Source organism: Arthrobacter sp. TJ-236 (assembly GCF_058269235.1).
In genome coordinates this window covers 17,351-36,785 of the sequence record NZ_JBZCNI010000004.1, presented here as the reverse complement: position 1 = coordinate 36,785, position 19,435 = coordinate 17,351, and the positions used below count along the sequence as shown (strand labels likewise).

Below are 19,435 nucleotides of genomic sequence, written 5' to 3'. Positions count from 1 at the left end.
CGATGCCGCTTCCCCGCCTGTCCGCCCTCGCCGCCACCGCAGCGCTGCTCGCCGCGCTCCTGGCCGCCGTCGCCCCCGCCACCCCTGCGAGCGCTGCGGGTGAGCCGTACGTGGCGCTCGGTGACTCCTACTCCTCCGGGACGGGCACCCGCTCCTACCTCGCCGACGGCTCGGCCTGCCAGCGCTCGGTGTACGCGTACCCCTCGCTGATCGCGAGCGCGAAGGGATATGCGCTTAACTTCCGCGCGTGCTCGGGCGCCACGGTGCCCGACGTCGTCGCCACCCAGCTGGGTGCCCTGACGCCGTCCACCGCCTACGTCTCGCTGAGCGTGGGCGGCAACGACGCCGCCTTCGTCTCGGTGCTCACCGAGTGCGCCAAACCGGCGTGGATGAGCGACTGCGACGCGGCGATCGACCGCTCGCAGGCCCTCATCACGCGACAGCTCCCCGGGAGCCTCGCCTCGCTGTACGGGCAGGTGCGCTCGCGTGCGCCGCGGGCGTCCGTGACGATCGCGGGCTACCCGCGCGTCTTCAACGGCGAGGACTGCAACGCCGCCACCTGGTTCTCCCCCGCGGAGGAGGCACGGCTCAACGAGACGGCGGACCTGCTGAACCGGACGACGGCGGCAGCGGCGGCGACCGCCGGCTTCGCGTTCCGGAACCCGACGTCCGCCTTCACCGGGCATGCGGTGTGCGACGACGTCGAGTGGCTCAACGGCCTCTCGAGTCCCATCGCGGAGTCCTACCACCCGAACCGCGCCGGCCACGCCTCCGGCTACGTGCCGCTCATGGGGGCAGCAGTGACGGGAAGCCGTCTCGCCGTCACCGATTCCACGACGGCGGCCGCGGAGGCGTCCGCGCCGGCGCTCGCCGAACAGCAGCGCAGGTTTGCCGTCCAGGACTCCCGGATCGTGCCGGAGACCTTCGTGCTCCCGGACCTCAAGAGTCCTGCGGCGCGTGCCGCGGCAGCCCGCGCCGGAGTGGATCTCGAGGACCGCGCGAGCATCGACCGCGCGGACAGGGCGGCCGAGGCGCGTCAGAACCTGCGCTGACCCCGCTTGCATCTGCGGGTCGCATCGCACTTCCACGGGCACTCCCAGGGCTGATGCTCCCTGCGAGGATGAGCGCATGCGTGCTTTACTCGGAACACTCCTCGAGTCCTTCGTGGGCTCCGCCCTGATCTCGACGCCGCTCTCCTTCGTGCTCACCGTCTACAACGTGGGCCTCACGGAGACGTTCTGGAGCTCGTTCATCCCCAACGTACTGATCGCCATCGCCGTGGCCACGGTCCTGACGCCCCTCATGACGCCCCTGGCCCAGCGGATCACCCGGCGTACCCCCGCCGACAGGGCAGCCGCGTCGAAGCGGACTGCCTGACCGCATCCATCAGCCGAGGGTGGCGGCCAACTCCCGGCACGCGCTCTCGCAGCGGCGGCAGGCCTCCGCGCAGATCCTGCAATGCTCGTGCATGCCGGCGTGCTGCTCGCACTCGTCCGCGCACGTCCTGCAGGCCACCTCGCAGGCGAGCAGGAGGGCGCGGGTGATGTTCGCGTCGTAGCCGGTGTGCCGCGAGAGGACCCGGCCCGTGGTGAGGCAGATGTCGGCGCAGTCGGTGTCCGTCCTGATGCAGGTGGTGAGCTCGGCGACCATGTCCTCGCTCAGGCACGCATCCGCGCACGCCGTGCAGGTCTGGGCGCATTCGAAACAAGCCGCGATGCACTCGGCCAGCTTGTCGCGGTCCACGCCGCCGAGAACCTTCGGGTACGCGTCGAGCATAGAGGTGATGTGGGTCATGGTTCCGCTCCTCTTCCCTGGCTGGTGATCGACACGCTAACCGCCCGACGGCGGGGCCCACCAGCACCCGGCAAGGGCCGGGACCGGATGCGCGACGGTCCGGATCATGCAACGACCCCGGGTGCGGGAGCTCCCTACGACGCGGGTGGCGCCACGCTCTCCCGCGCGGCGTCGCGCAGCAGCGCCACGAGGTGGCGGATCCCCGGGCTCTCCGCCATGGTGCGGCGGTGCACCACGCCCACCTGCCGTGCCGGCGTGGGCCGCACCACGGGCACCGCGACGACGGCGGCCGGCAGCGCGGGCCGTCCGAGCCGCGGCACGAGGGCCACGGCGACGCCCTGCTCCACGAGGGCGATGTGCGTGGCGAAGTCGTCGTCGTACATCCTGATGTCCGGGAGACGCCCCAGGTCGGCGTGCAGTTTCAGGAGGGCCTCGTTGCAGATGGCACCCTGGGGGGTGCTGACCCACGTCTCGTCGACGAAATCGGCGGGTCCCACCTCGGTGCGCCCTGCCAGCGCGTGGTCCTCGCGGACCAGGAGATCGGCGACGTCCTCGCAGAGCCACTCCAGCACGAGGTTCTCGGGGACGGCCAGGGGCACGGAGTTCCAGTTGTGGACGATCCCCAGGTCCGCCTTTCCCTCGGCGACCCGCGCCACGGCCTCACGGGGATCGTCGGAGGTCACCCGGACGTCGAGGTCGGTGCCCCCGTCCGCGATCCGCCCGAGCACCGGCCCCACCAGCCCCCTGCACGCGGTGGAGAAGGCGACGAGCTGCAGGCGTCCGCGGGGCGCACCGGGTACAGCCAGCAGAGTGGACTGCAACTCTTCGAGGTCCGCCAGCATGCGGCGGCCGTAGTCCGCGAGCGCGAGCCCCCGCTCGGTGATCAGCACTCCGCGCCCGTGCCGCTCGAGCAGCACCACGCCGGTCTGCCGTTCGAGCTTCTTGACCTGCTGCGAGATGGCCGAGGGGGTGAAGCCGAGCGCCGCGGCGGCCCCCACCACCGAACCGTGCTGGTGGACCGCGGCGAGCGCCTGCAGCGCTGAGGGATCGATCATGAAGGAACAGTACATGGATCGCGGTACATCTGTGCGCTGGTGCTTCATTGTCATCCGGGCTTGAATGGCATCATGACCCGACGCCACACCCTTCTCGCCCTGCTCGTGGCCGTCCTCTGGGGCCTGAACTTCGTGGCCATCGATCTCGGCCTGCACCCCGCCGGCGGGGAGGACGTGCCACCCCTCCTGTTCGTCGCCCTCCGCTTCGCCCTGGTCGTGTTCCCGTGCATCTTCTTCATCCGGAAGCCGGACATCAGCTGGGCGGCGATCCTCGGGATCGGCACGTTCATGAGCGCCGGGCAGTTCGGACTCCTCTATCTGGCCATCGCGCTCGGCATGCCTGCAGGCCTGGCCTCGCTCGTCCTGCAGGCGCAGGTCCTCCTGACGGTTCTCCTCGCGGCGATCTTCCTCGGTGATCGCCCCCGGCGGCTGCAGCTGGCCGGTCTCGTGCTCGGCGGCGTCGGGCTGCTCGTGGTCGCGGTGGGGCGGAGCGCCGTGGCGCCGGTGCTGCCGCTCGTCGTCGTACTCGCCGCCGCGCTCTCCTGGGCCGCGGGCAATGTCATCGCGCGGAAGGCGCGCTCCGCCTCGGGGCTGGGCGTGGTCGTCTGGTCCGGAGCGGTGGTCCCGCTGCCGCTCCTCGCGCTCTCGCTCGTGGTGGACGGGCCTCCGGCCGTGGCCTTCGCGCTCACGCACCTCGAGGGGGTGACGATCGCGAGCGCCGTCTACACCGCCGTCCTCGCCTCGCTCGTGGGGTACGGCATCTGGAACCACCTCCTCGCGGTCTACCCGCCCGCCTCGGTGGTGCCCTTCACGCTCCTCGTGCCCGTGGTGGGCATGGCGACGGCGTGGCTCGTGCTCGCCGAGGTCCCGACCGGGCTGGAGATCCTCGGGGCCGTGACCCTGCTCGCCGGCGTGGCGACGGCCATTGCCCCGCGCGGAGCTTTCCGCAAGGATCGGGCACCTGCGATGAATTCCGGCGTCGAACCCCGTCTGGTGGGTACGGGCCGCGCCGCGGACCGATGATCGAAGGGAACACCATGACCGATCACCCCGGCACGGATGCCGTCCTCGCCGCGTACACCGCGGCCGTGTGGGAGCGGGACCTCGAGGCCCTGCTGACCCTCTACGCCGATGATACGCGGATCTTCGACGTCTTCGACCACTGGTTCTACGACGGCCGGGATGCCTGGCGCACGGCGATCGCCGCCTGGTTCGCGTCGATGGGTGACGAGCGGGTGAGGGTGGAGTTCGACGACGTCCGCACCCTGGGAATCGCGGGGGCGGACGGCGTGGTGACGGTCAGCGCGCTGATCACCTACCGCGAGGAGGGCGGCTCGGCCTACGACGCGGCGAACTCGATGACCAACCGGCTCTCCTGGGTACTGCGGCGGGACGGCGATGCCTGGGTGATCGCGCACGAGCACACCTCGGTGCCGATCGACGGCGAGACGTTCGCCGGTACGTTCCAGCGCTGACCACGGAAGGAACGGAGGAAGGCGCATTCGTATGCTTCCCGGACCTTCTGTCTATGAAGCATCCGGTCGGTCTTCGATGAGCAACGGACACACCGACCCGCACCTGGTCACCGGCAGCCCGGTCATCATGTCCTGGTTCGACGACGCCCAGCTCAACGACCAGTCCGCGGTGCTGGTCGCCAGCGAGATCGACTTGAACAAGCGGATCAATGACGTCGACATGGACCAGCACGTCTGGCATTGCTCCCTGTCGCTACGCGACGACGAGCGGCCGGTCAGTGACCGCGAGTGGGCGGACATGGCCGAGAAGTTCATGGACGACATGGGGTTCACCGACAGCAGCGGCAAAGCACCCTGCCAGTGGGTCGCGGTCCACCACGGAACGAGCGTTGCGGGGAACGATCACATCCATATCGTGGCCTCCCGCGTCCGTGAGGACGGCACGAAGTGGAGTGACTGGTCGGACTTCCCGAAGGCGCAGACAGCGGCCCGGAAGCTCGAGAAGCAGTTCGGCCTCATCGAGCTCGGCCAGCACTCCGAGAGGGGTCTGAAGCCGGCGGAGCAGCTCGTCGATCGTGGCACCGGCAGTACGCGGGAACCTGCACGACACCGCCTGGAGCGTTCGGTTCGCTCGAGCGCGATGGCGTCGACCACTGAGGGGGAGTTCGTGCGCCGGCTCCGGCGGCAGGAGCTTCTCGTGAACGCCCGTTTCGCTGACGGCGGCCGCGCCGTCGTCACCGGCTACTCCGTGGCAGAGCGACCGCCGGCGGGGATGGACCCGGTGTGGTTCGGCGGGGGGAAGCTCGCAAAGGACCTCACCCTGCCGGCGCTGCGCACAGCGTGGACGGACACCCCGGAAGCTTCCCAGGAAGCAGCCGAGGAATGGTGGGCAGGTAAGCGCCACCAGCGGATCGTGCACCGTGACGCCGCGGACATGACGCGGGGTGAGCGCGTGTCGATGATCGGCGGTCACGCCGTCGACGAGGTCGCCGCGCGGAGGCTCGCACTGGACATGGCCAACGCCCGCCGGGTCATGTCGTCAGTGGCCCCCGGCGATCACCAGACGTGGGCGCACGTCGCCCGTGAGGCGTCCGGTGTGTTCGGGGCCTGGTCGAAGGCCACGGAGTCCGAGCCGGGTCCTCTGGCGCACGCCTCACGCGTCCTGGCGAGGTCCGCGCACCGGTCGGGTGTCACGATCAGTGAGCCGGTGCGCACATCGCTGCGGATGGCCGGCACGACAGCGTTCCTCCTCGCGGCCACGTCCGCGCCGTCGCCGGTCGCGCAGACGCTCATCATGCAGCAGATGCTGCGCACCATCCGCCTCCTGCACGACATGCAGGCGAGCAACAGGGAGCTCCGTGAAGCGCGGCTCCTGAACGACACCGCGCGCCAGCACCTGAGCATCGTCGGAGCGCCATTGCCCGACGTCGCAGAGCCACGCCTGCCCGCGCTCGAGTATGCCGCCGGCACCCCGGCTGGAGCTGAGCGGAAGCCAGTGCCGAACCTCACCGAAGCCACACCACCGCAGCGGGTGCCACAACGGATTCCGGAGCGCGTGGTGCGTGGGGCCGAGGAGTACGAGACCGACCTGCACACACCGGATCAGGGGATAGGGAGATAACAGATGAACCACGACACACCAGACGGGGCAGACGGACTGTTCCGTCCGCAGCTGCAAGCAGCGATGGCCGTCGCCGGGCGGCTGGGTGAGGTCCTCGCCCGTCAGCGAGCCGAGCGCAATGAGCAGATGGTGCACGCTGAAGAAGTCCAGCGCAAGCAGCTGCAGGAGCGTTTCGAGGCCGAACGTGCCGTGATGCGCACGCAGCTCGGCGCCGTTCATCAGCCGCAATTCTGGGAGAGCGCGAAGCCCGAGGACATCGCTGCCCAGTACGCCCTAGCGCAGCAGTGGGAACCGTTCGACGATATGGCGCGGTTGTCCCGCGAGCACATCCACGACGAGATCCGCACGCGGTATGAACTGACCCCGGAGGAGTACCTCAAGGGGCAGGCAGCAGAAGCCATCAGTGACGTCGAGCCGGAGCTCGGCGCGGCAGCGACCAAGCGTGAGGGTGAGCGTGACCACGCGGCCGCGGAACTGGAATCAGCAGCTGTTGTCACCGGCGACCTGCAGAACGACGTCGACACACAGAACGCCGCCGCGAACGCCGAGGAACTCTGGGACTCAGGGGACCGCAGAGCGAAGCTCGCGGACTTCCTCATGGAGCGGGTCGGGACAACCGGCGTCGAACGTGAAGGAGTCGCCGCCGTCCTCGCAGCCGACGTCAGTAACGGGACCCCACCCTCAGCGGCAGTGAAAGTGAAGCAGGGTAAGCGTGCAGGACGCCGGCAGGAGTCACCTCAGGTCGCACGTGTGCAGGACAGGGACTTCGGCCTTGGCTAGAACACCACGCAGGGGAACTCGTCCTGCCCGGGAGTTGACTGTGTCTACCGGTCGGCGTTGAACCACTCACGGTTGTCGGCGTCCTGGAGCGGCGCGGTGAGTTCCCGAAGTTCGGCAGCAACGGTACCTGTGACGCCGGCAAGGGCCGCCGGTTACGTAAGTGGCAACGAGGAGGTCGTCTTCAAACCCAACTGCACGCATGTCGTGGCCCTCTGCTTGCATGTTACACACGTCGAGGGTCTCTAAAAATATAGGCGCCCCTCATGCTAAGCATGAAGGGCGCCGATAAGTCATCATTCGAAGATGCTATTACCAATTACACCTGTGCCTGGCTAGCTCGATCGGATTGAGCGCCCACAATGGCCAGTCGCGACGAAATTGTTCTAGGTCCCATGAAGCACCGGCGAAATTGAAGTAACCACCAGTTACGTGACAGTCATACTGGTGCTTCAGGCTTGATTTTGCCGTAACTCCTGGCTGCTTCGCTTTCAACTCGTTCCAGCCTTCGTTAGCGAAAACGACCCAACCTACTCCAGGAAGATGAGTTTGCTGCCCGAAAGCGGATTTCACAGCCGAAAACTTCGGCTGGCCTTCTGCAGTTCCTCGACTTGTGTACGCGAATAGATCTCTCCCCATATAGGGATCTGCGATGATCGGATAAACGAAGTCACCCGCAGCATGATCAACTACCTGAGTGACATTAGTTCCCTCGACCTCGTACCAAGTTGGCACAGCCGTGCCCCGTGCGTCCTTCGCCCATGCAGGAGCGATTGCGGCCAGGTACTGTCCTTCCGCGCTGCGGTAGATAAGCATTCCACCGTCGACTTGTTCAATGACCGACGCCCCGGATACTGCCGACTCATACGCGTATCGCGTGGGGCCGGAGGGGTCAGAGATGGTTGTGGTGATTTGAACAGAGCCGTCTTCCTTCACCACCGGCGTCGATGAAGAGCCGTTCCGGTGGTCGAAGACAGTCGTTCCGTCGGCGAGCACCGCCCCATCCGCCGTTGAGTCCGAAAAAGGAAGATAGATGCCTACTTCGTCGGAGTCGCCATTGACACCTATGGTAATTGGTTTCGAAGAATCCAGAGGGATTGTGGTTTCCTTCACGACTGTTCGATTCTCATAACCACCTTCCACAGGCTTCGATACAACCTCCGAGATGGAAGCAACTACGTCGTCACGCCCAATTTGCAGTCCCGTATGCTTGTCGTTGAAGACTTCAGGGGCAATCTTGCTGATTGCCTGTTCAACGCCTTGAGCATTTGCGGATGATGATCGCTCCTCGCCGGCGAAGCTAGGAGCGCTTATAGTTGACAGAAGCACTGACGCAAATAGCGTCGATATGCCAACCCGACAAAATGTTTTGTTGAAATGCAACGTTCCCCCTTTTTAGGAGCACAGGTGTGCTCAAAAGAACGGAAGCACGTGGTCTCCTGTATGTCAACACTCTCATGGCGACTCTTGCTTTTCTTGCCCTGTTGTAGTAGATGAATCGCATGATGTATGTGAAGACTCGTCCTCAAGGATGAGGATTCGGAGCAAGCCAGATGCTTCAGTTGGATCATGACCAGATCGCGAAAGATCTTTTATCTAGTATTAGGGCTCCTGCTAACACTGTTAGGGGGCGTGGGAAGCTTCATAATGTTCCTGCAGCCATGGAGAAGTTGCCCCGAAATTGACGACAGTTCGGCCGGCTGTCCCGCCACATCAAGCGACTCAGCGTTGCTCGGCTTTGCTCTGTTTGTTTTCCTCGTAGGGATCGTATTTCTCTTCAAGTCGCGGAAACCAGAGCACATCCCGTCAGATGCGGCCGGACCATTCCTAGATCCCAGACGTTAGCGTTCCTCAAGTGTGCTGGCATGCCCCACGGATCGCCGGACAGCTGTTGTCCCTAGGCTCCAACTCATCGGTGACGCCGAGCGCGATGGTACGGCCGCGGAACTGGAGTCAGCAGCAATCGTGACCGGCGACCTGCAGAACGACGTCGACACACAGAACGCGGCCGCGAACGCCGAGGAACTCTGGGACTCAGAGGACCGCAGAGCCAAGCTCGCGGACTTCCTCATGGAGCGGGTCGGGACGACCGGCGTCGAACGCGAAGGAGTCGCCGCCGTCCTCGCTCATACTGTCGCCCGGGCGTCGAAGACATCTCCAGCTTCTGCTTCAATCAGGTCGACCCCGCGGCGGGCCTCCAGAGCCGCCAATCGATCCGCATGGATGTCGGCATGCAACCCATCGATGACGGCGGCGGCTTCGCCGATGGTGGTGAACCCAGGGGAGCGGACATCCAAACGCATCCTGGAGCTGCTCTGCCACGCCCACGACGCTGAGCAGGCGCGCGTAACGCGGCGATCGGCTCTCGAGGGCCAGGGATGAGCGGTCGGGTCGCCGCCGGCCGTCGGCACAGTGTCGGCATCAGCCTCGACGGTGCGGTCGTGAGCGCCGGTGATCCCCATGCCGAGGAGTGCCAGGTCGCTGCGTGGCGCAGCATCGTGTCGGTCGCAGCAGGGAACGTGCATACCGCTCCCAACACAGGTCGTGCCCACACCATCGGCCTCACCGCCGAGGGAACCGTCGTTGCGACCGGATGGAACGGTGACGGGCAGTGTGACGTCGATTCCTGGACGGGCGTCATCGCCGTTGCGGCCGGCTGGCGGCGCACCCTGGCGGTGCTTGGCGCCGGCGCCGGTGGGTTCAGCTCGAAGCCTCGAAGGCTGTGATCTTCGCCGCGTGCGGGCGGTCACTGATCGGGACTGTGCGGAGCAAAAGCGCTCGGGATCTTAGTCGACGACAACACGTAGTCGCTCACGCCGCTGACTTCCGCTAGCTATTACTGCTTCTAGGCTGTTTAACGGCAGGCGACTTGCGATGGCAATGTCTTGCAGCGAGACGTCAATTTGACCCAGAAGAGAGGCCACCTTGCCGAGCACGCTCGGGCATTCAGGTTGTCCGAGTGATCCAGGTTCAGGAAGACCCATTACCGTCAGTTGCTGGTTCGCTCGGCGATATATGGCATCAGACCAGACGCCTAAAGTGTGGGCGCGATAGGCGAGTGCGCGGAGGCTAACCCCCCATTTCTTCTTTGCGCGTTGCATCGCATCCCAGTCAAGTCGTTTCGGAAGGTCGCCAAGAACTTCGTCTCTAGGCATAAGGAAGTCTGCTGCAAAGGAGTGTGCTTGGTTCTCAACGACCTTAGAACCGGGTTCAACGCCCTCATGCATAACCAAATGCCCAAGTTCGTGGGCTGCATCGAAGCGACTTCGTGCTCGATCATTCTTCTGAGGCGAGAGCAAAACGATGGGCCTTTGGCCAGCCCGACTTGAAAATGCGTCGACACCAGGGTCGATGAAGCCGGGTAGGCGTAGCACGACGACTCCTTTCGCCTCGAGCAGTCTCACAACGTCAGGGACAGGACCAGGACCTACGTCGAGAGCCGTACGAGTACAGTTTGCAACAGTCCCAATTTCCGTCGCACTGGGTTGCTCACCTATTGGGGACGTCGGAATAGCTACATCGGGAAGTTGCACATACTCTTCGAGCACGTCAATGACCGCCAAAGCTGTCTCGGCGAATGCCAGCGCTTGGTCACGGCTAAGGGCCGGGGTTGCGCGAAGAGAGCGGAAATGCGCTTCACTAGGTGAAAGGAAATCTATTGGACGTCCGTGCAAGAGGTACTCTTGAGGCACTCCCAGAGCTAAAGCTAATTGAGCAGCAACTGTGCGTGTTGGTCTGCTTTGCGCCTTTTCGAACTGGCTGATAGCAGAAGCTGTGACTCCTGCTTTAGCCGCCAAGGTGGTCTTCTGCAGGCGAGCAAGACGGCGTGCAAGTGCAAGTCGCTGGCCATCAAAGTCAGTGACCACGCCATCGCTGCGCCTGCGTCGCGCCGCTTGAAGCTTCTCCGGCTCATCTGACATTTGTTTCTTTCCCTCGTCTTGGCTTCAGGCTCACTGTCGGTTCGGGAACTCGTTGCGTCCCGAACGGTCCTGCAGGCTGGTCGGAACCTTCATTGGTTCTCGCGCCCGCCCGTAGGTCGGGTTCGTCCCACCACAGTGGTTGGACCGCCAGCCAGGCGGAGTCTCCGACGCGCGGGATGCCCAGCCATCCCGCCGTTAGACCTGTCGCGAGTTCGCCGCTCCAAACGATGAAAAGATCCCTACAAGCCTCAACAGCCAAGTGAGCGTTTGCTTGGGGGTACTGATCGAAGAGGGCGAACTGATTCTCACTTCCGAGAACAGGTGCAAGGCGAGCCGCATTCCTGGTCGCGGCAGACAGCCGCGTCTGGCTTTTCGATGTCCAGTTGAAGTCTTGCTCCCATGCGGGGATCCTGCTGAGGGTGCTCGGGGCCTTCACAACGTGTAGGTCGAAAGAGCACGCAGAGACAAGTAGTGAACCCTCGGGGTTCCGTACCCGCACTTCGTCCCGCCGCCACGGGGGAGACTCCGACCGCGAAGCGACAAGCGTTCGCTGCTGAATGTTGTCAGAGGACAAGATCCCGAACGCTCGAGCCGTGTCTCCCAGCGCGTCAGGCTCGAACCGGGCAGTGTTGATGCGCCACACATCCGTAATGGTCTGGTGGAACCACTCAACGACCCCAACCTCATGAAGGCGCCCCGCAGCGTCGTCTAGGTAGCTGCTTCCGACGTCATCCCAAGAGTACATACGACGAGTAAAGCACGGCGCGCGAAGCACATAGGGCTACGGCTGTGATGTAGTACGAGCACTAATGGCTTGTTAGGAAATTAAGTAAAACGCTTGCTTAGTCGCAGGGCTCCAGCCTAGAGTGGTTGCACCGGCCTCCTCCGGCCGGGCAGTCGACAGATCGGATCAACAGATGGCGAACGTTGGAGCTACAGCGAAGACCGGCGAGAAATGCCCGGAAAGTGGAGTGTGGGCAGTGCAGGGATCCCCGAGCACGACCGCGCCGATCGCGAGGGGCAACGTTATGCCTCCGTATGCGGGCAAGGCCGTGACCTGGGTGCTGAAGAGCAAGGCATAGCCGTCTAGTACAGCGGCTGACGCCAGCCCGATGCTCGTGTGCGGAACCAGACGAAGGAGGTGAACATTATGAGCAAAGGTGGCAAGCCCTCAAAGGCAGCTCTCTCGAAGGCGGGCTCGAAGTTAGCTTCGAACTCAACGAGCAAGGCAACGAAATCACAGGCAGCCTCAACCTTGGGGAAGGGATGAGGCTGTTGGCTGAGGTTGCTCGAGTACTTCTCGGGCGGCCTCAGCCGTATACGCAGCCGGCAACAACCAAGTGAGTTGCACGCGTCGACATACACAGCACCAGGTGGCAATAATCGCCGTCCAATGCTATTTTTTCGTTACCTCGCACTGAGCGCTGGCGCTTCTCAGTAACGGCTGAGTCTCGTCAGCACTTCGTGCCCTAGTAGCTCAGCGGATAGAGCGCCTACCTGATACGTAGTCTGAGGTCGCGGGTTCGAATCCCGCCTAGGCTTCCTGGCCCCGGTCGCTGACCGGGGCCAGATTCATATCAAATCTTTGTGCACTCCATGCCAGTTGTGTATCTCAGCTTGCTGCGCAGATGCAAGAAAGAGAGCAGCATGAACGAACCACGTCCCTCACGGGATGCGGTAGCTATATCGGTTAAGCCAATCGAGTTGAACACACCACATCGTTCCTTTGTTCGCTTCCTTTTTTGGGGCGCTAGTCTAGTAACTGCTCTCTGGAGCATGGTGATGTGCTGCCTTGTCGCTGTACATGTGAGTTGGCCTTCAGCACTCAGCGACAGTTGGTTGAGTGCGGCAGGACTTGTGTTGCTTGTGCTTCTGATACTCGCCGCCGGACTGGCGCTTTTCTCGAGCCTTTGGCCCGTGCTCACTCTTCCCGCACCTCATCTGCCAGAGGTTCAATCGTGATACTTGCCGTGCTACTCATCATCGTTGCTGTGCTTGCCCTGTTCATTTGGCTCGCTCGCTACCTGTATGGGCAGGTGAACTCCTCGTGGCGCTCGTGGCGACAGTCTCTTCGGTTCCCCGCTATCAACGTGACAGATGAGGTTCTGGCAAGCCTGCCTGCGGAATGGCCGTTGACGCCCGGAAGATGGCCGAGCCCCGCGTCCTCGGATGACAGGCGGATGAGCCCGATCCTGTGTCGGGCATACGCTCGAACGACAGCGTCTCGAGCGCAAAGCTTGCGCTACCAAGCAGAGGCCATGCTCCTAGCAGGTGCCGCGCTGCTCGGTGTGCAACTGCCAGTTTTCCTCAACAACTACACCTCGCAGGTGTGGTCCGATGCAGTGCTTATCGGCGCTGACTGGCTTGAAGTACTGGGCTGGGCGTGGCCCTTCCTGGTAAGTATCTTCGTCGTGACTTTTGGGCTCGCTGCACGACGCGTTTCCGAGGACTTCCAAGCGGCGAGCACTTATTACAACCAAGCCGCAACAACAGACCCGACGAAGCAGGTCAACTTAACCATTCAGAACCCTCAGCGAGGCGCGTGGGCTGGGATCAAACGAATATTCTCCTCGTGACCCTGCCGAGGCTCTGCAGGGGCTGGGAGCTGGTAGGGCAACTTATGGCCCCGACCTCCGCACGCTATCGGATGTATCGTTCGCTGCGTCGTCGCGAATCTGACTTGGCGTAAGGTCGCTGCGGCAGTGGAGGCCTCGCGACAGGTATGACGCGGAAGGCCTACTCGTCTGTGGGGGCGGAGGAAGATCCAAGCTGCCAGAATGAGCCAATGAGTTCATCGGACGCCGTGCTGCCAGATGAGTACGGGGAAACCCTCCTTCGACTGAAGAATCGTGTCCGTCTGGCGCGCTCGACAGCGCAGAGGACAGTGAACACGCAACTCATCGAGTTGTACTGGAGTGTTGGTCGAGATGTGCTTGCCCGTCAGGATGAGGACGGGTGGGGGAGTAAGGTCATTGCTCGGCTGGCGTCCGACCTGCGCAGCGAGTTCCCGGACATGACCGGTTTCTCGCCCCGGAACCTTCAATACATGGCTACCTTCGCCAAGCACTGGCAGGGGGAGTCAATTGCGCCACAGCCTGTGGCGCAATTGCCGTGGGGTCACATCCGCACGATCCTCGACAAGAACCTCGGCCCTGAAGCCCGTACCTGGTACGCCGCGGCGGCCGTCGAGTACGGGTGGTCACGGAACGTGCTGATGAACATGATCATGAACCAGACCATGGAGCGCACGGGGGCGGCGTCGTCGAACTTCAGCCGGCAGCTTGCTTCTCCTGATTCCGAACTGGCCCAGCAGGTAGCCAAGGACCCTTATGCTTTCGAGTTCCTCGGGTTAACAGGGGAGGTTGCCGAGCGCGACCTCGAGCAGGCCCTCACAGACCGGATTGTCGACACGCTCCGGGAGCTCGGGCCCGGCTTCGCGTTCGTCGGCCGACAGGTGCACCTCGAGGTAGAGGGCGATGACTTCTATATTGATCTGTTGTTCTTCCATGTCGAGCAGCTGCGCTACTTCGTCATCGAGCTCAAGACGGGTAGGTTTCAGCCCGAGTACGCCGGAAAACTCAACTTCTACGTAGCCCTGGTCGACGACAAGCTTCGCCGCGATGCACACAACGACACCGTCGGCATCCTGATCTGCGGTAGTAAGAACGACCACACCGTCCGCTACGCCCTGGGACGATCGGACTCGCCGATGGCCGTCTCGACCTACACGTATGAGAACCTGCCGGCCGCCGAGCAACGCGCCCTACCAGCCGCTGATGACCTAACCGCAGCGTTTGACCAGATCAGCTCGAGCAGCAGCGAGTAGGGGTTTCGTCAACATAGGTTGACATAACCTATGTTATCGGCGATTTGTTAAGGGTCCACTCGGCGACCAGCGGCGCTCACCATTTGTCTCTGGGAGCCCTGCGATGCGTCATGTTTAGACCGTGCCAGGAACTCGTTGCGCAGGCTTCATGACGACTTCATTGCAACGCGATCATGCGTGTTCTGCGCAGTTGCGTTGGGGTGTACCCCAACGCAACAGATCGAGAGGATGCAAGCATTACTCCCATGACTGGGGATCAGGAGCCACTACCCCTTGGATTGTCGATGCTGTGGGAATCAGTTCAGCCAGCGTCCGCACTGAGAGAGCGATTCGGCTTTGACGGGTTCGACGCAGCTGCCGGTTGGATCTCCAACGTACTCGACCAGACATGGGGCCTCGACTTCGTCAGGTGCCTACGGCTGGTGATAAGTGATTAGAACGCGATCGCGTGGGCGGAGACCAACCTGGGCGAGGTCGTCGTGAAGTTGTCCTGCGCACGAGAGAAGTTTGCCAATCTGGACGCGTCGACCCGACTCCTGCGCACAGTGGCCACCAATGGCATCCCGGTGGCACCACCACTTCCGACGAGGGAAGGTCGTGATCGGATCGTGTTGAATGGGCCGATCGGGCCTCTTTCGACGACGGTACTTCCCGCACTACGAGGGAGCTGGCTGAATGTTGAAGACCGTACTGCAGTTTTCTCGGCCGGCGCTTGGCTGGCACGAGTCCATCAAGCCCTCGAGAAAGTTTCCGACGACATCGTGATGATGGCACCGATCCCGGAGAACCTCCGGGATCGAGTGACGACTTGGCTGAGTGATCGGGATCGCGGATGGGCCCCCGAGGACTCCCTGCGACTCCGCGAACTCGTAAACGAGCTACCCGATTTGGAGGATGAGCCTCAACTGGTACACCGTGATTTCCGCGCTGCCAACATCCTCACGCGGAACTCTGAGGTTGTCGGGATCCTCGACTTCGATGACGTGCAGGTCGATAACCGAGTCAACGACCTCGCACAGGCAAGCGTCTATCTCAGCACCCGTTTCACAGAATGGGGCCCAACGAACAACGCCACCCGACTCGCGTTACGCGAGGGGTATGAAAGCGTCCGACCGTTCACGTTGACCGAGCGACGCTGGCTCGAAGCACTGGTGTTGTGGTTGGGCATCAACGCGATCCCTGATGCACGATACCGGCGGATGGGCAGCCGTTCTCTAGGGACGTCGTTGAGCAGGGTGTACTTGACGTAACACTCACGGCGACGAGCTGATGCGTAGTCATGAACGCCTGTGCATGTAGGTTCGTGATGCGGGGTGGACGTGCCAGCCGCCGTAGACAAGCGGTCCCTACGAGTCCTCAGCCCGAGACTTTCTGGCTTCTGTTGAGGTCCTTTGGATGGCCGATACTAGGGCTCCTTTGGTGGGTGGGGCCACCTGACCCAGGGTCCCGCCTAGCACTAGACTATTCGGATGCCTGATGATTCGCACGGGAACCCTACTCTCTCAAGCCACAGCCCGATCCAGCCCCTTATCATTGGGGTCCTTAGTGTAGTCATCTTGGGATGCGGCATCAGCCTGAGTAGCACCCCCCTCTTCCATTCCGCTGTTGACGCAATCGAGGATTCGGCCTTCGGTAGCCCCATCCAAACAATGCGCGAATTGGTGACCAACCGCTTTAGTGCGGACTTCGCAACGGTGCAGGACCTCAACCGGAACTGGGACCGATCCGCACCCTGGCTTCCCTCGGACGCGACCATGATCAGAACGCAAGCAGCAACAACAACCGAACAAGCAGTACTCCTGGCCGCGAGTACAAGCACCCTGGACATGACCGAATGCGCCGAAGTCCGTCGCCAATCAGCCCCGACCTTCACGCCTGACTGGATTCCCAACCCCTTCGTCCCCACGGTCTTCGTCTGCGACACCTGGGCTGTCATTGAGACCGAAGACGGCTGGTTCGGCTGGAACGGGATCTACCCAGAGGAACAACAAGCAGCCCAGAAAATCCTCAGTCAGTAGGCCTTAAAGCCGATTACGGCTTCCGCCCCACATCAGCGCACCGCGCCTCAGCGCTAGTTCAAGCCCGGACACGGCCCTTGACGCGGATATATGGCATGCCGCGCTGACAGCGACCAGCCATACACCACCTATATCGCACTTACTGATCTATAAGGATCCCTCTGCGAAGCAGGAGCCTGAGATGTCGCCGATGACGTGCTGGGTGTACACGCTCCAGAGGTAGGGAGGTGGTCATGGTGAACCTTTCGATCGCGCCGCAGAGGGGCGCATGAATGGGAGTCGAAGAAGACTCAGTAGGTCCACATGAGCCCCAGCATAGCGAGCCTCGTTGAAACGGGCGATCACCGTTCAGGCACCAGTGGGTCGACGCTTGCAACCGGTCATTTTCATTTCCCCTAGGAGTGCAACCCACTCAATCGCGACTCAACTGCTTCTCGGCGCGTTCGACCAGTCGCGTTCCTGTTGCGTTGGGGTACACCTGGCGCGTCAAGTAGCACCGCAACGAATGTATGGTCCGACGCGGACCTAGGAGAAGGCGGTCAGGACCGTGGTGGCGGTTCGTGCGACGAGAGCATCGTCGTAGTCCTGCGCGGGGTCGTTTCGGGTGGTGAAGATGGTGAGTATGATCGGGGCTCGTCCAGGTGGTGTGACCACGGCGATGTCGTTGCGTATAGGTCCTGCTCCGCCCGATTTATCTGATATCTGCCACCCGGCTGGGGCTCCGGCTCTAATCAGCGGATCCCCGGTGGCGTTATCGCTCATCCACTCGATCAGGATGGCGCGGTCCGCTGGCGCCATGGAACCTTCTTCGAGCAACGATGCCAGCAGGGCGGTAAAAGCGGTCGGCGTTGTGGTGTCAGCCAGCTGGCCCACTTCGATGATGTTCAGATCGGGTTCTTTGTTGACGACCTCGGTGGTGTTATCGCCCAGGTCCTGGAGTGCCACATCGAGTGCCTGCGGGCCGCCAAGATGTTCAAGCACCAGGTTCATAGCTGTGTTGTCACTCGCCCGAACGGCGGCCTCGGCAAGCTCAATAAGAGTCATGCCTTCGTCGATGCTCGCGCTAGTGACTGGCGAGTATCCCGCCGCATCGACATCGCCCTGCGTCCAGGTGATTCTGGTATTTCGTTCGTTTGATGGAACTTGACGCAGCATCTGCGCTGCAGCGAAGACTTTCAGAGTGGACGCGTACCCGAACCGCTCCTCAGCCCCATAGGTCACCGTTCCACCTGAGGCCGTCTCTATGGCGCTCACACCCACTCGTGCATCAAATTCCGTTTCAAGCGCTGCAATTTCTGCTTCAACCTGGTCTTTTTTCTGGATAAGGGTTTGACCAGATGTAGGGGTCGAGGAGGATTTTTCGGACGAGGTAGCGGTAGGCGTTGGTGCTGCCTCCTTTGATGGCGCCGGCGCACCGACGCATCCGGTCAGGGCGAGAATCATCACCGCTCCGAGAAGGGCATGCCTAGTAGGAGAGGGCTGTCGATCAAACAAGTAGAAACCTTTCCGTCTAAGTGGGAATCTCCCAAATGGTGCCTTTCAACGTTAGCTGTTGGAAGCAGCAGTGGCCAAACTCTCAGGTTAATTCGGCATTCGGCACACACGAGTTCGCTTATTAGCTCCGCGCTGGGGAAGGAACTCGTGCGGCTTGTCTGGCCACACAGCACTGCGAAACCAACGCTTATCACCGCTGCAATTCACATGTGTGGCGTTGAGGTACACCTCAACACAACAGTCCGAATGGGCTGGGATTATTTTTTCTAGGGTCCCTTCGCGGCTTTTGCAACGGTAATGTTTGCGGGTCTAGGCCTGACGCATCGTGTGGACGATGTTAGATGCTTGCCTCGAAGAAAAGTGGTCCGGCGAGCACCGACCCGCCGGACCATTCGAGGCGAGCGCGTCTGCCGGCTACTGCTGATCCCGCGGATCCACTGCTCCACGATCATCGGCCTTCCCGCGAATCAACGGATTCGGAACGCCGTCAGGATGCGAGGACACCTCGACCTTCAGGTCGGATGGGCCTGCCGGTTGAGGAGTCCGACGAGTGTCATGTGCGTCTCGCACGTTCAAGTAGCCACACCATGATCACTACCGCAACGTTCATGAGCATCAGGATGATCATGGCCGGCCCCGGCCCGGAGTCGGCGCCGCGGTCGAGCGCGGCGGTGCCATCGCCTGAGAACAGCGCGTTGAGGATCCCCACGACGACGTTGTTGGCGACGTGGAACGCAATCGCGGCTTCAAGCCCTCCACTGATGAGCCCCATGATCACCGTGCAGGCGGAGAAGACGAAGAGGTAGCTGACGAACCATGGCTCCACCGACACGTGAACCACGGCGAACAGCGCGCCTGAGACGATGATGCCGAAAATGATCGCCGGACGCACGCCACGAAACCAGGAGCTAGCTGCGGGCACGACTGCTCCGCGGAATAACACCTCTTCGCCTGCTGCCTGTAGCGGAGTTGCTACCAGAGCCATGAGGATGAGGAGGAGTGCAGTGGTTCCTACTTCGAGGTCGCCCCAACCAGTGGTTTCGGGGGCGATGTGCGTCGTGACGAGGGTTCCTAGTGCGACCAGCGCGGCTGCGCCCCAGGTGTAAGTGCGCAGGCGATGCCAGTCGAATGACCGGTTATGTCGGAACATGCTCCGCCACGATGTGCCTGACAAGCCGGCCATCAGCGCTGTTGTGATGAGCGCAGCAATGGCGGTGCTGAGGCCGACCGCGAGAATCGTCAGTGGAGTGAGCACTGGTCGGAGTGAATCAGCAGGACCCTCGATCTGTACGACTACTTGGAATAGAAGGATCTGCGTGATGAGCAAGGTCAATGGTGCCGCACCAAGGATTATCAGGGACTTCCACCGTGGCATTAGGGTGTGCACGCCAAAAGGTCTGGTGTGGATGAGAGCCTCAGCGGTCTTGTCGCTCCGCTCAAGGCGGAGAGGCTGCC

Annotated in this window: 18 protein-coding genes and 1 tRNA gene; 13 read left to right on the top strand and 6 right to left on the bottom strand. The window is 62.5% G+C overall.

Features of this window, described 5'->3' with window-relative positions; all coding sequences use genetic code 11:
* Window positions 1-2 precede the first annotated feature (2 nt).
* On the top strand, window positions 3-1,052 hold the full coding sequence (locus AC4D16_RS14770) for an SGNH/GDSL hydrolase family protein (RefSeq protein WP_490955530.1): 1,050 nt from the start codon (window positions 3-5) through the stop codon (window positions 1,050-1,052).
* Between the two features lie 76 nt (window positions 1,053-1,128).
* Window positions 1,129-1,377 carry a DUF2798 domain-containing protein gene (locus AC4D16_RS14765; protein ID WP_490949963.1) on the top strand — a complete coding sequence of 83 codons (249 nt, stop codon included), beginning with the start codon at window positions 1,129-1,131 and terminating at the stop codon, window positions 1,375-1,377.
* 9 nt (window positions 1,378-1,386) lie between these two features.
* Here the strand turns inward: AC4D16_RS14765 and AC4D16_RS14760 are convergent, their stop codons facing one another.
* On the bottom strand, window positions 1,387-1,794 hold the full coding sequence (locus AC4D16_RS14760) for a four-helix bundle copper-binding protein (protein WP_490955529.1): 408 nt from the start codon (window positions 1,792-1,794) through the stop codon (window positions 1,387-1,389).
* Window positions 1,795-1,928: 134 nt separating this feature from the next.
* Window positions 1,929-2,849 carry a LysR family transcriptional regulator gene (locus AC4D16_RS14755; protein ID WP_490955528.1) on the bottom strand — a complete coding sequence of 307 codons (921 nt, stop codon included), beginning with the start codon at window positions 2,847-2,849 and terminating at the stop codon, window positions 1,929-1,931.
* A 72-nt stretch (window positions 2,850-2,921) separates the two neighbouring features.
* Between AC4D16_RS14755 and AC4D16_RS14750 the strand changes: the two genes are divergently transcribed.
* From AC4D16_RS14750 to AC4D16_RS14735, 4 genes are all read left to right on the top strand, one after another.
* Window positions 2,922-3,872 carry an EamA family transporter gene (locus tag AC4D16_RS14750; protein WP_490955527.1) on the top strand — a complete coding sequence of 317 codons (951 nt, stop codon included), beginning with the start codon at window positions 2,922-2,924 and terminating at the stop codon, window positions 3,870-3,872.
* A gap of 14 nt (window positions 3,873-3,886) precedes the next feature.
* Window positions 3,887-4,324: a YybH family protein gene (locus AC4D16_RS14745; protein ID WP_490955526.1), complete on the top strand. Its 438-nt coding sequence runs from the start codon at window positions 3,887-3,889 to the stop codon at window positions 4,322-4,324.
* A 76-nt stretch (window positions 4,325-4,400) separates the two neighbouring features.
* Window positions 4,401-5,945, top strand: a complete 1,545-nt coding sequence (locus AC4D16_RS14740; protein ID WP_490955525.1) for a relaxase/mobilization nuclease domain-containing protein — start codon at window positions 4,401-4,403, stop codon at window positions 5,943-5,945.
* A gap of 3 nt (window positions 5,946-5,948) precedes the next feature.
* Window positions 5,949-6,725, top strand: a complete 777-nt coding sequence (locus AC4D16_RS14735) for a hypothetical protein (protein WP_490955524.1) — start codon at window positions 5,949-5,951, stop codon at window positions 6,723-6,725.
* A gap of 309 nt (window positions 6,726-7,034) precedes the next feature.
* Here AC4D16_RS14735 and AC4D16_RS14730 read toward each other — a convergent pair whose 3' ends face one another.
* Window positions 7,035-8,105 carry a hypothetical protein gene (locus AC4D16_RS14730; protein WP_490955523.1) on the bottom strand — a complete coding sequence of 357 codons (1,071 nt, stop codon included), beginning with the start codon at window positions 8,103-8,105 and terminating at the stop codon, window positions 7,035-7,037.
* 582 nt (window positions 8,106-8,687) lie between these two features.
* Here AC4D16_RS14730 and AC4D16_RS14725 point away from each other — a divergent pair.
* Window positions 8,688-9,104 (top strand): hypothetical protein, encoded by a 417-nt coding sequence (locus AC4D16_RS14725; RefSeq protein WP_490955522.1) that lies wholly within the window; start codon window positions 8,688-8,690, stop codon window positions 9,102-9,104.
* On the top strand, window positions 9,101-9,448 hold the full coding sequence (locus AC4D16_RS14720) for a hypothetical protein (protein ID WP_490955521.1): 348 nt from the start codon (window positions 9,101-9,103) through the stop codon (window positions 9,446-9,448). Before AC4D16_RS14725 ends, AC4D16_RS14720 begins: the two co-directional genes overlap by 4 nt.
* Window positions 9,449-9,508: 60 nt before the next feature.
* Here AC4D16_RS14720 and AC4D16_RS14715 read toward each other — a convergent pair whose 3' ends face one another.
* A complete protein-coding gene (locus AC4D16_RS14715) occupies window positions 9,509-10,642 on the bottom strand; it encodes a helix-turn-helix domain-containing protein (RefSeq protein ID WP_490955520.1) in 1,134 nt (377 codons plus the stop codon).
* A gap of 1,466 nt (window positions 10,643-12,108) precedes the next feature.
* On the opposite strand from AC4D16_RS14715, the gene AC4D16_RS14710 reads away from it, so the two are divergent.
* From AC4D16_RS14710 to AC4D16_RS14690, 5 genes are all read left to right on the top strand, one after another.
* Window positions 12,109-12,183: transfer RNA gene (locus AC4D16_RS14710), tRNA-Ile, on the top strand.
* Window positions 12,184-12,900: 717 nt separating this feature from the next.
* Window positions 12,901-13,218 carry a hypothetical protein gene (locus tag AC4D16_RS14705; RefSeq protein ID WP_490955519.1) on the top strand — a complete coding sequence of 106 codons (318 nt, stop codon included), beginning with the start codon at window positions 12,901-12,903 and terminating at the stop codon, window positions 13,216-13,218.
* A 209-nt stretch (window positions 13,219-13,427) separates the two neighbouring features.
* Window positions 13,428-14,468 (top strand): PDDEXK nuclease domain-containing protein, encoded by a 1,041-nt coding sequence (locus AC4D16_RS14700; RefSeq protein ID WP_490955518.1) that lies wholly within the window; start codon window positions 13,428-13,430, stop codon window positions 14,466-14,468.
* Window positions 14,469-14,911: 443 nt separating this feature from the next.
* Window positions 14,912-15,718 (top strand): phosphotransferase enzyme family protein, encoded by an 807-nt coding sequence (locus AC4D16_RS14695; RefSeq protein ID WP_490955612.1) that lies wholly within the window; start codon window positions 14,912-14,914, stop codon window positions 15,716-15,718.
* 399 nt (window positions 15,719-16,117) lie between these two features.
* Window positions 16,118-16,486, top strand: coding sequence for a hypothetical protein (locus AC4D16_RS14690; RefSeq protein ID WP_490955517.1), 369 nt, complete (start codon window positions 16,118-16,120; stop codon window positions 16,484-16,486).
* Between the two features lie 525 nt (window positions 16,487-17,011).
* On the opposite strand, the gene bla is transcribed toward AC4D16_RS14690, so the two are convergent.
* Both bla and AC4D16_RS14680 read right to left on the bottom strand, forming a co-directional pair.
* The gene (bla, locus tag AC4D16_RS14685) at window positions 17,012-17,929 is read right to left on the bottom strand and encodes a class A beta-lactamase (RefSeq protein ID WP_490955516.1); all 918 of its coding nucleotides are present in this window, start codon (window positions 17,927-17,929) and stop codon (window positions 17,012-17,014) included.
* A 604-nt stretch (window positions 17,930-18,533) separates the two neighbouring features.
* Window positions 18,534-19,235, bottom strand: a complete 702-nt coding sequence (locus AC4D16_RS14680; protein ID WP_490955515.1) for a CPBP family intramembrane glutamic endopeptidase — start codon at window positions 19,233-19,235, stop codon at window positions 18,534-18,536.
* Window positions 19,236-19,435 lie beyond the last annotated feature (200 nt).

Excerpts from the sequence above, each read along its gene's own strand:
- AC4D16_RS14770 (WP_490955530.1), top strand. The coding sequence starts at position 3 with ATGCCGCTTCCCCGCCTGTCCGCCCTCGCCGCCACCGCAGCGCTGCTC.
- AC4D16_RS14765 (WP_490949963.1), top strand. The coding sequence starts at position 1,129 with ATGCGTGCTTTACTCGGAACACTCCTCGAGTCCTTCGTGGGCTCCGCC.
- AC4D16_RS14760 (WP_490955529.1), bottom strand. The coding sequence starts at position 1,794 with ATGACCCACATCACCTCTATGCTCGACGCGTACCCGAAGGTTCTCGGC.
- AC4D16_RS14755 (WP_490955528.1), bottom strand. The coding sequence starts at position 2,849 with ATGATCGATCCCTCAGCGCTGCAGGCGCTCGCCGCGGTCCACCAGCAC.
- AC4D16_RS14750 (WP_490955527.1), top strand. The coding sequence starts at position 2,922 with ATGACCCGACGCCACACCCTTCTCGCCCTGCTCGTGGCCGTCCTCTGG.
- AC4D16_RS14745 (WP_490955526.1), top strand. The coding sequence starts at position 3,887 with ATGACCGATCACCCCGGCACGGATGCCGTCCTCGCCGCGTACACCGCG.
- AC4D16_RS14740 (WP_490955525.1), top strand. The coding sequence starts at position 4,401 with ATGAGCAACGGACACACCGACCCGCACCTGGTCACCGGCAGCCCGGTC.
- AC4D16_RS14735 (WP_490955524.1), top strand. The coding sequence starts at position 5,949 with ATGAACCACGACACACCAGACGGGGCAGACGGACTGTTCCGTCCGCAG.
- AC4D16_RS14720 (WP_490955521.1), top strand. The coding sequence starts at position 9,101 with ATGAGCGGTCGGGTCGCCGCCGGCCGTCGGCACAGTGTCGGCATCAGC.
- AC4D16_RS14715 (WP_490955520.1), bottom strand. The coding sequence starts at position 10,642 with ATGTCAGATGAGCCGGAGAAGCTTCAAGCGGCGCGACGCAGGCGCAGC.
- AC4D16_RS14705 (WP_490955519.1), top strand. The coding sequence starts at position 12,901 with ATGCTCCTAGCAGGTGCCGCGCTGCTCGGTGTGCAACTGCCAGTTTTC.
- AC4D16_RS14700 (WP_490955518.1), top strand. The coding sequence starts at position 13,428 with ATGAGTTCATCGGACGCCGTGCTGCCAGATGAGTACGGGGAAACCCTC.
- AC4D16_RS14690 (WP_490955517.1), top strand. The coding sequence starts at position 16,118 with ATGCGCGAATTGGTGACCAACCGCTTTAGTGCGGACTTCGCAACGGTG.
- bla (WP_490955516.1), bottom strand. The coding sequence starts at position 17,929 with ATGATTCTCGCCCTGACCGGATGCGTCGGTGCGCCGGCGCCATCAAAG.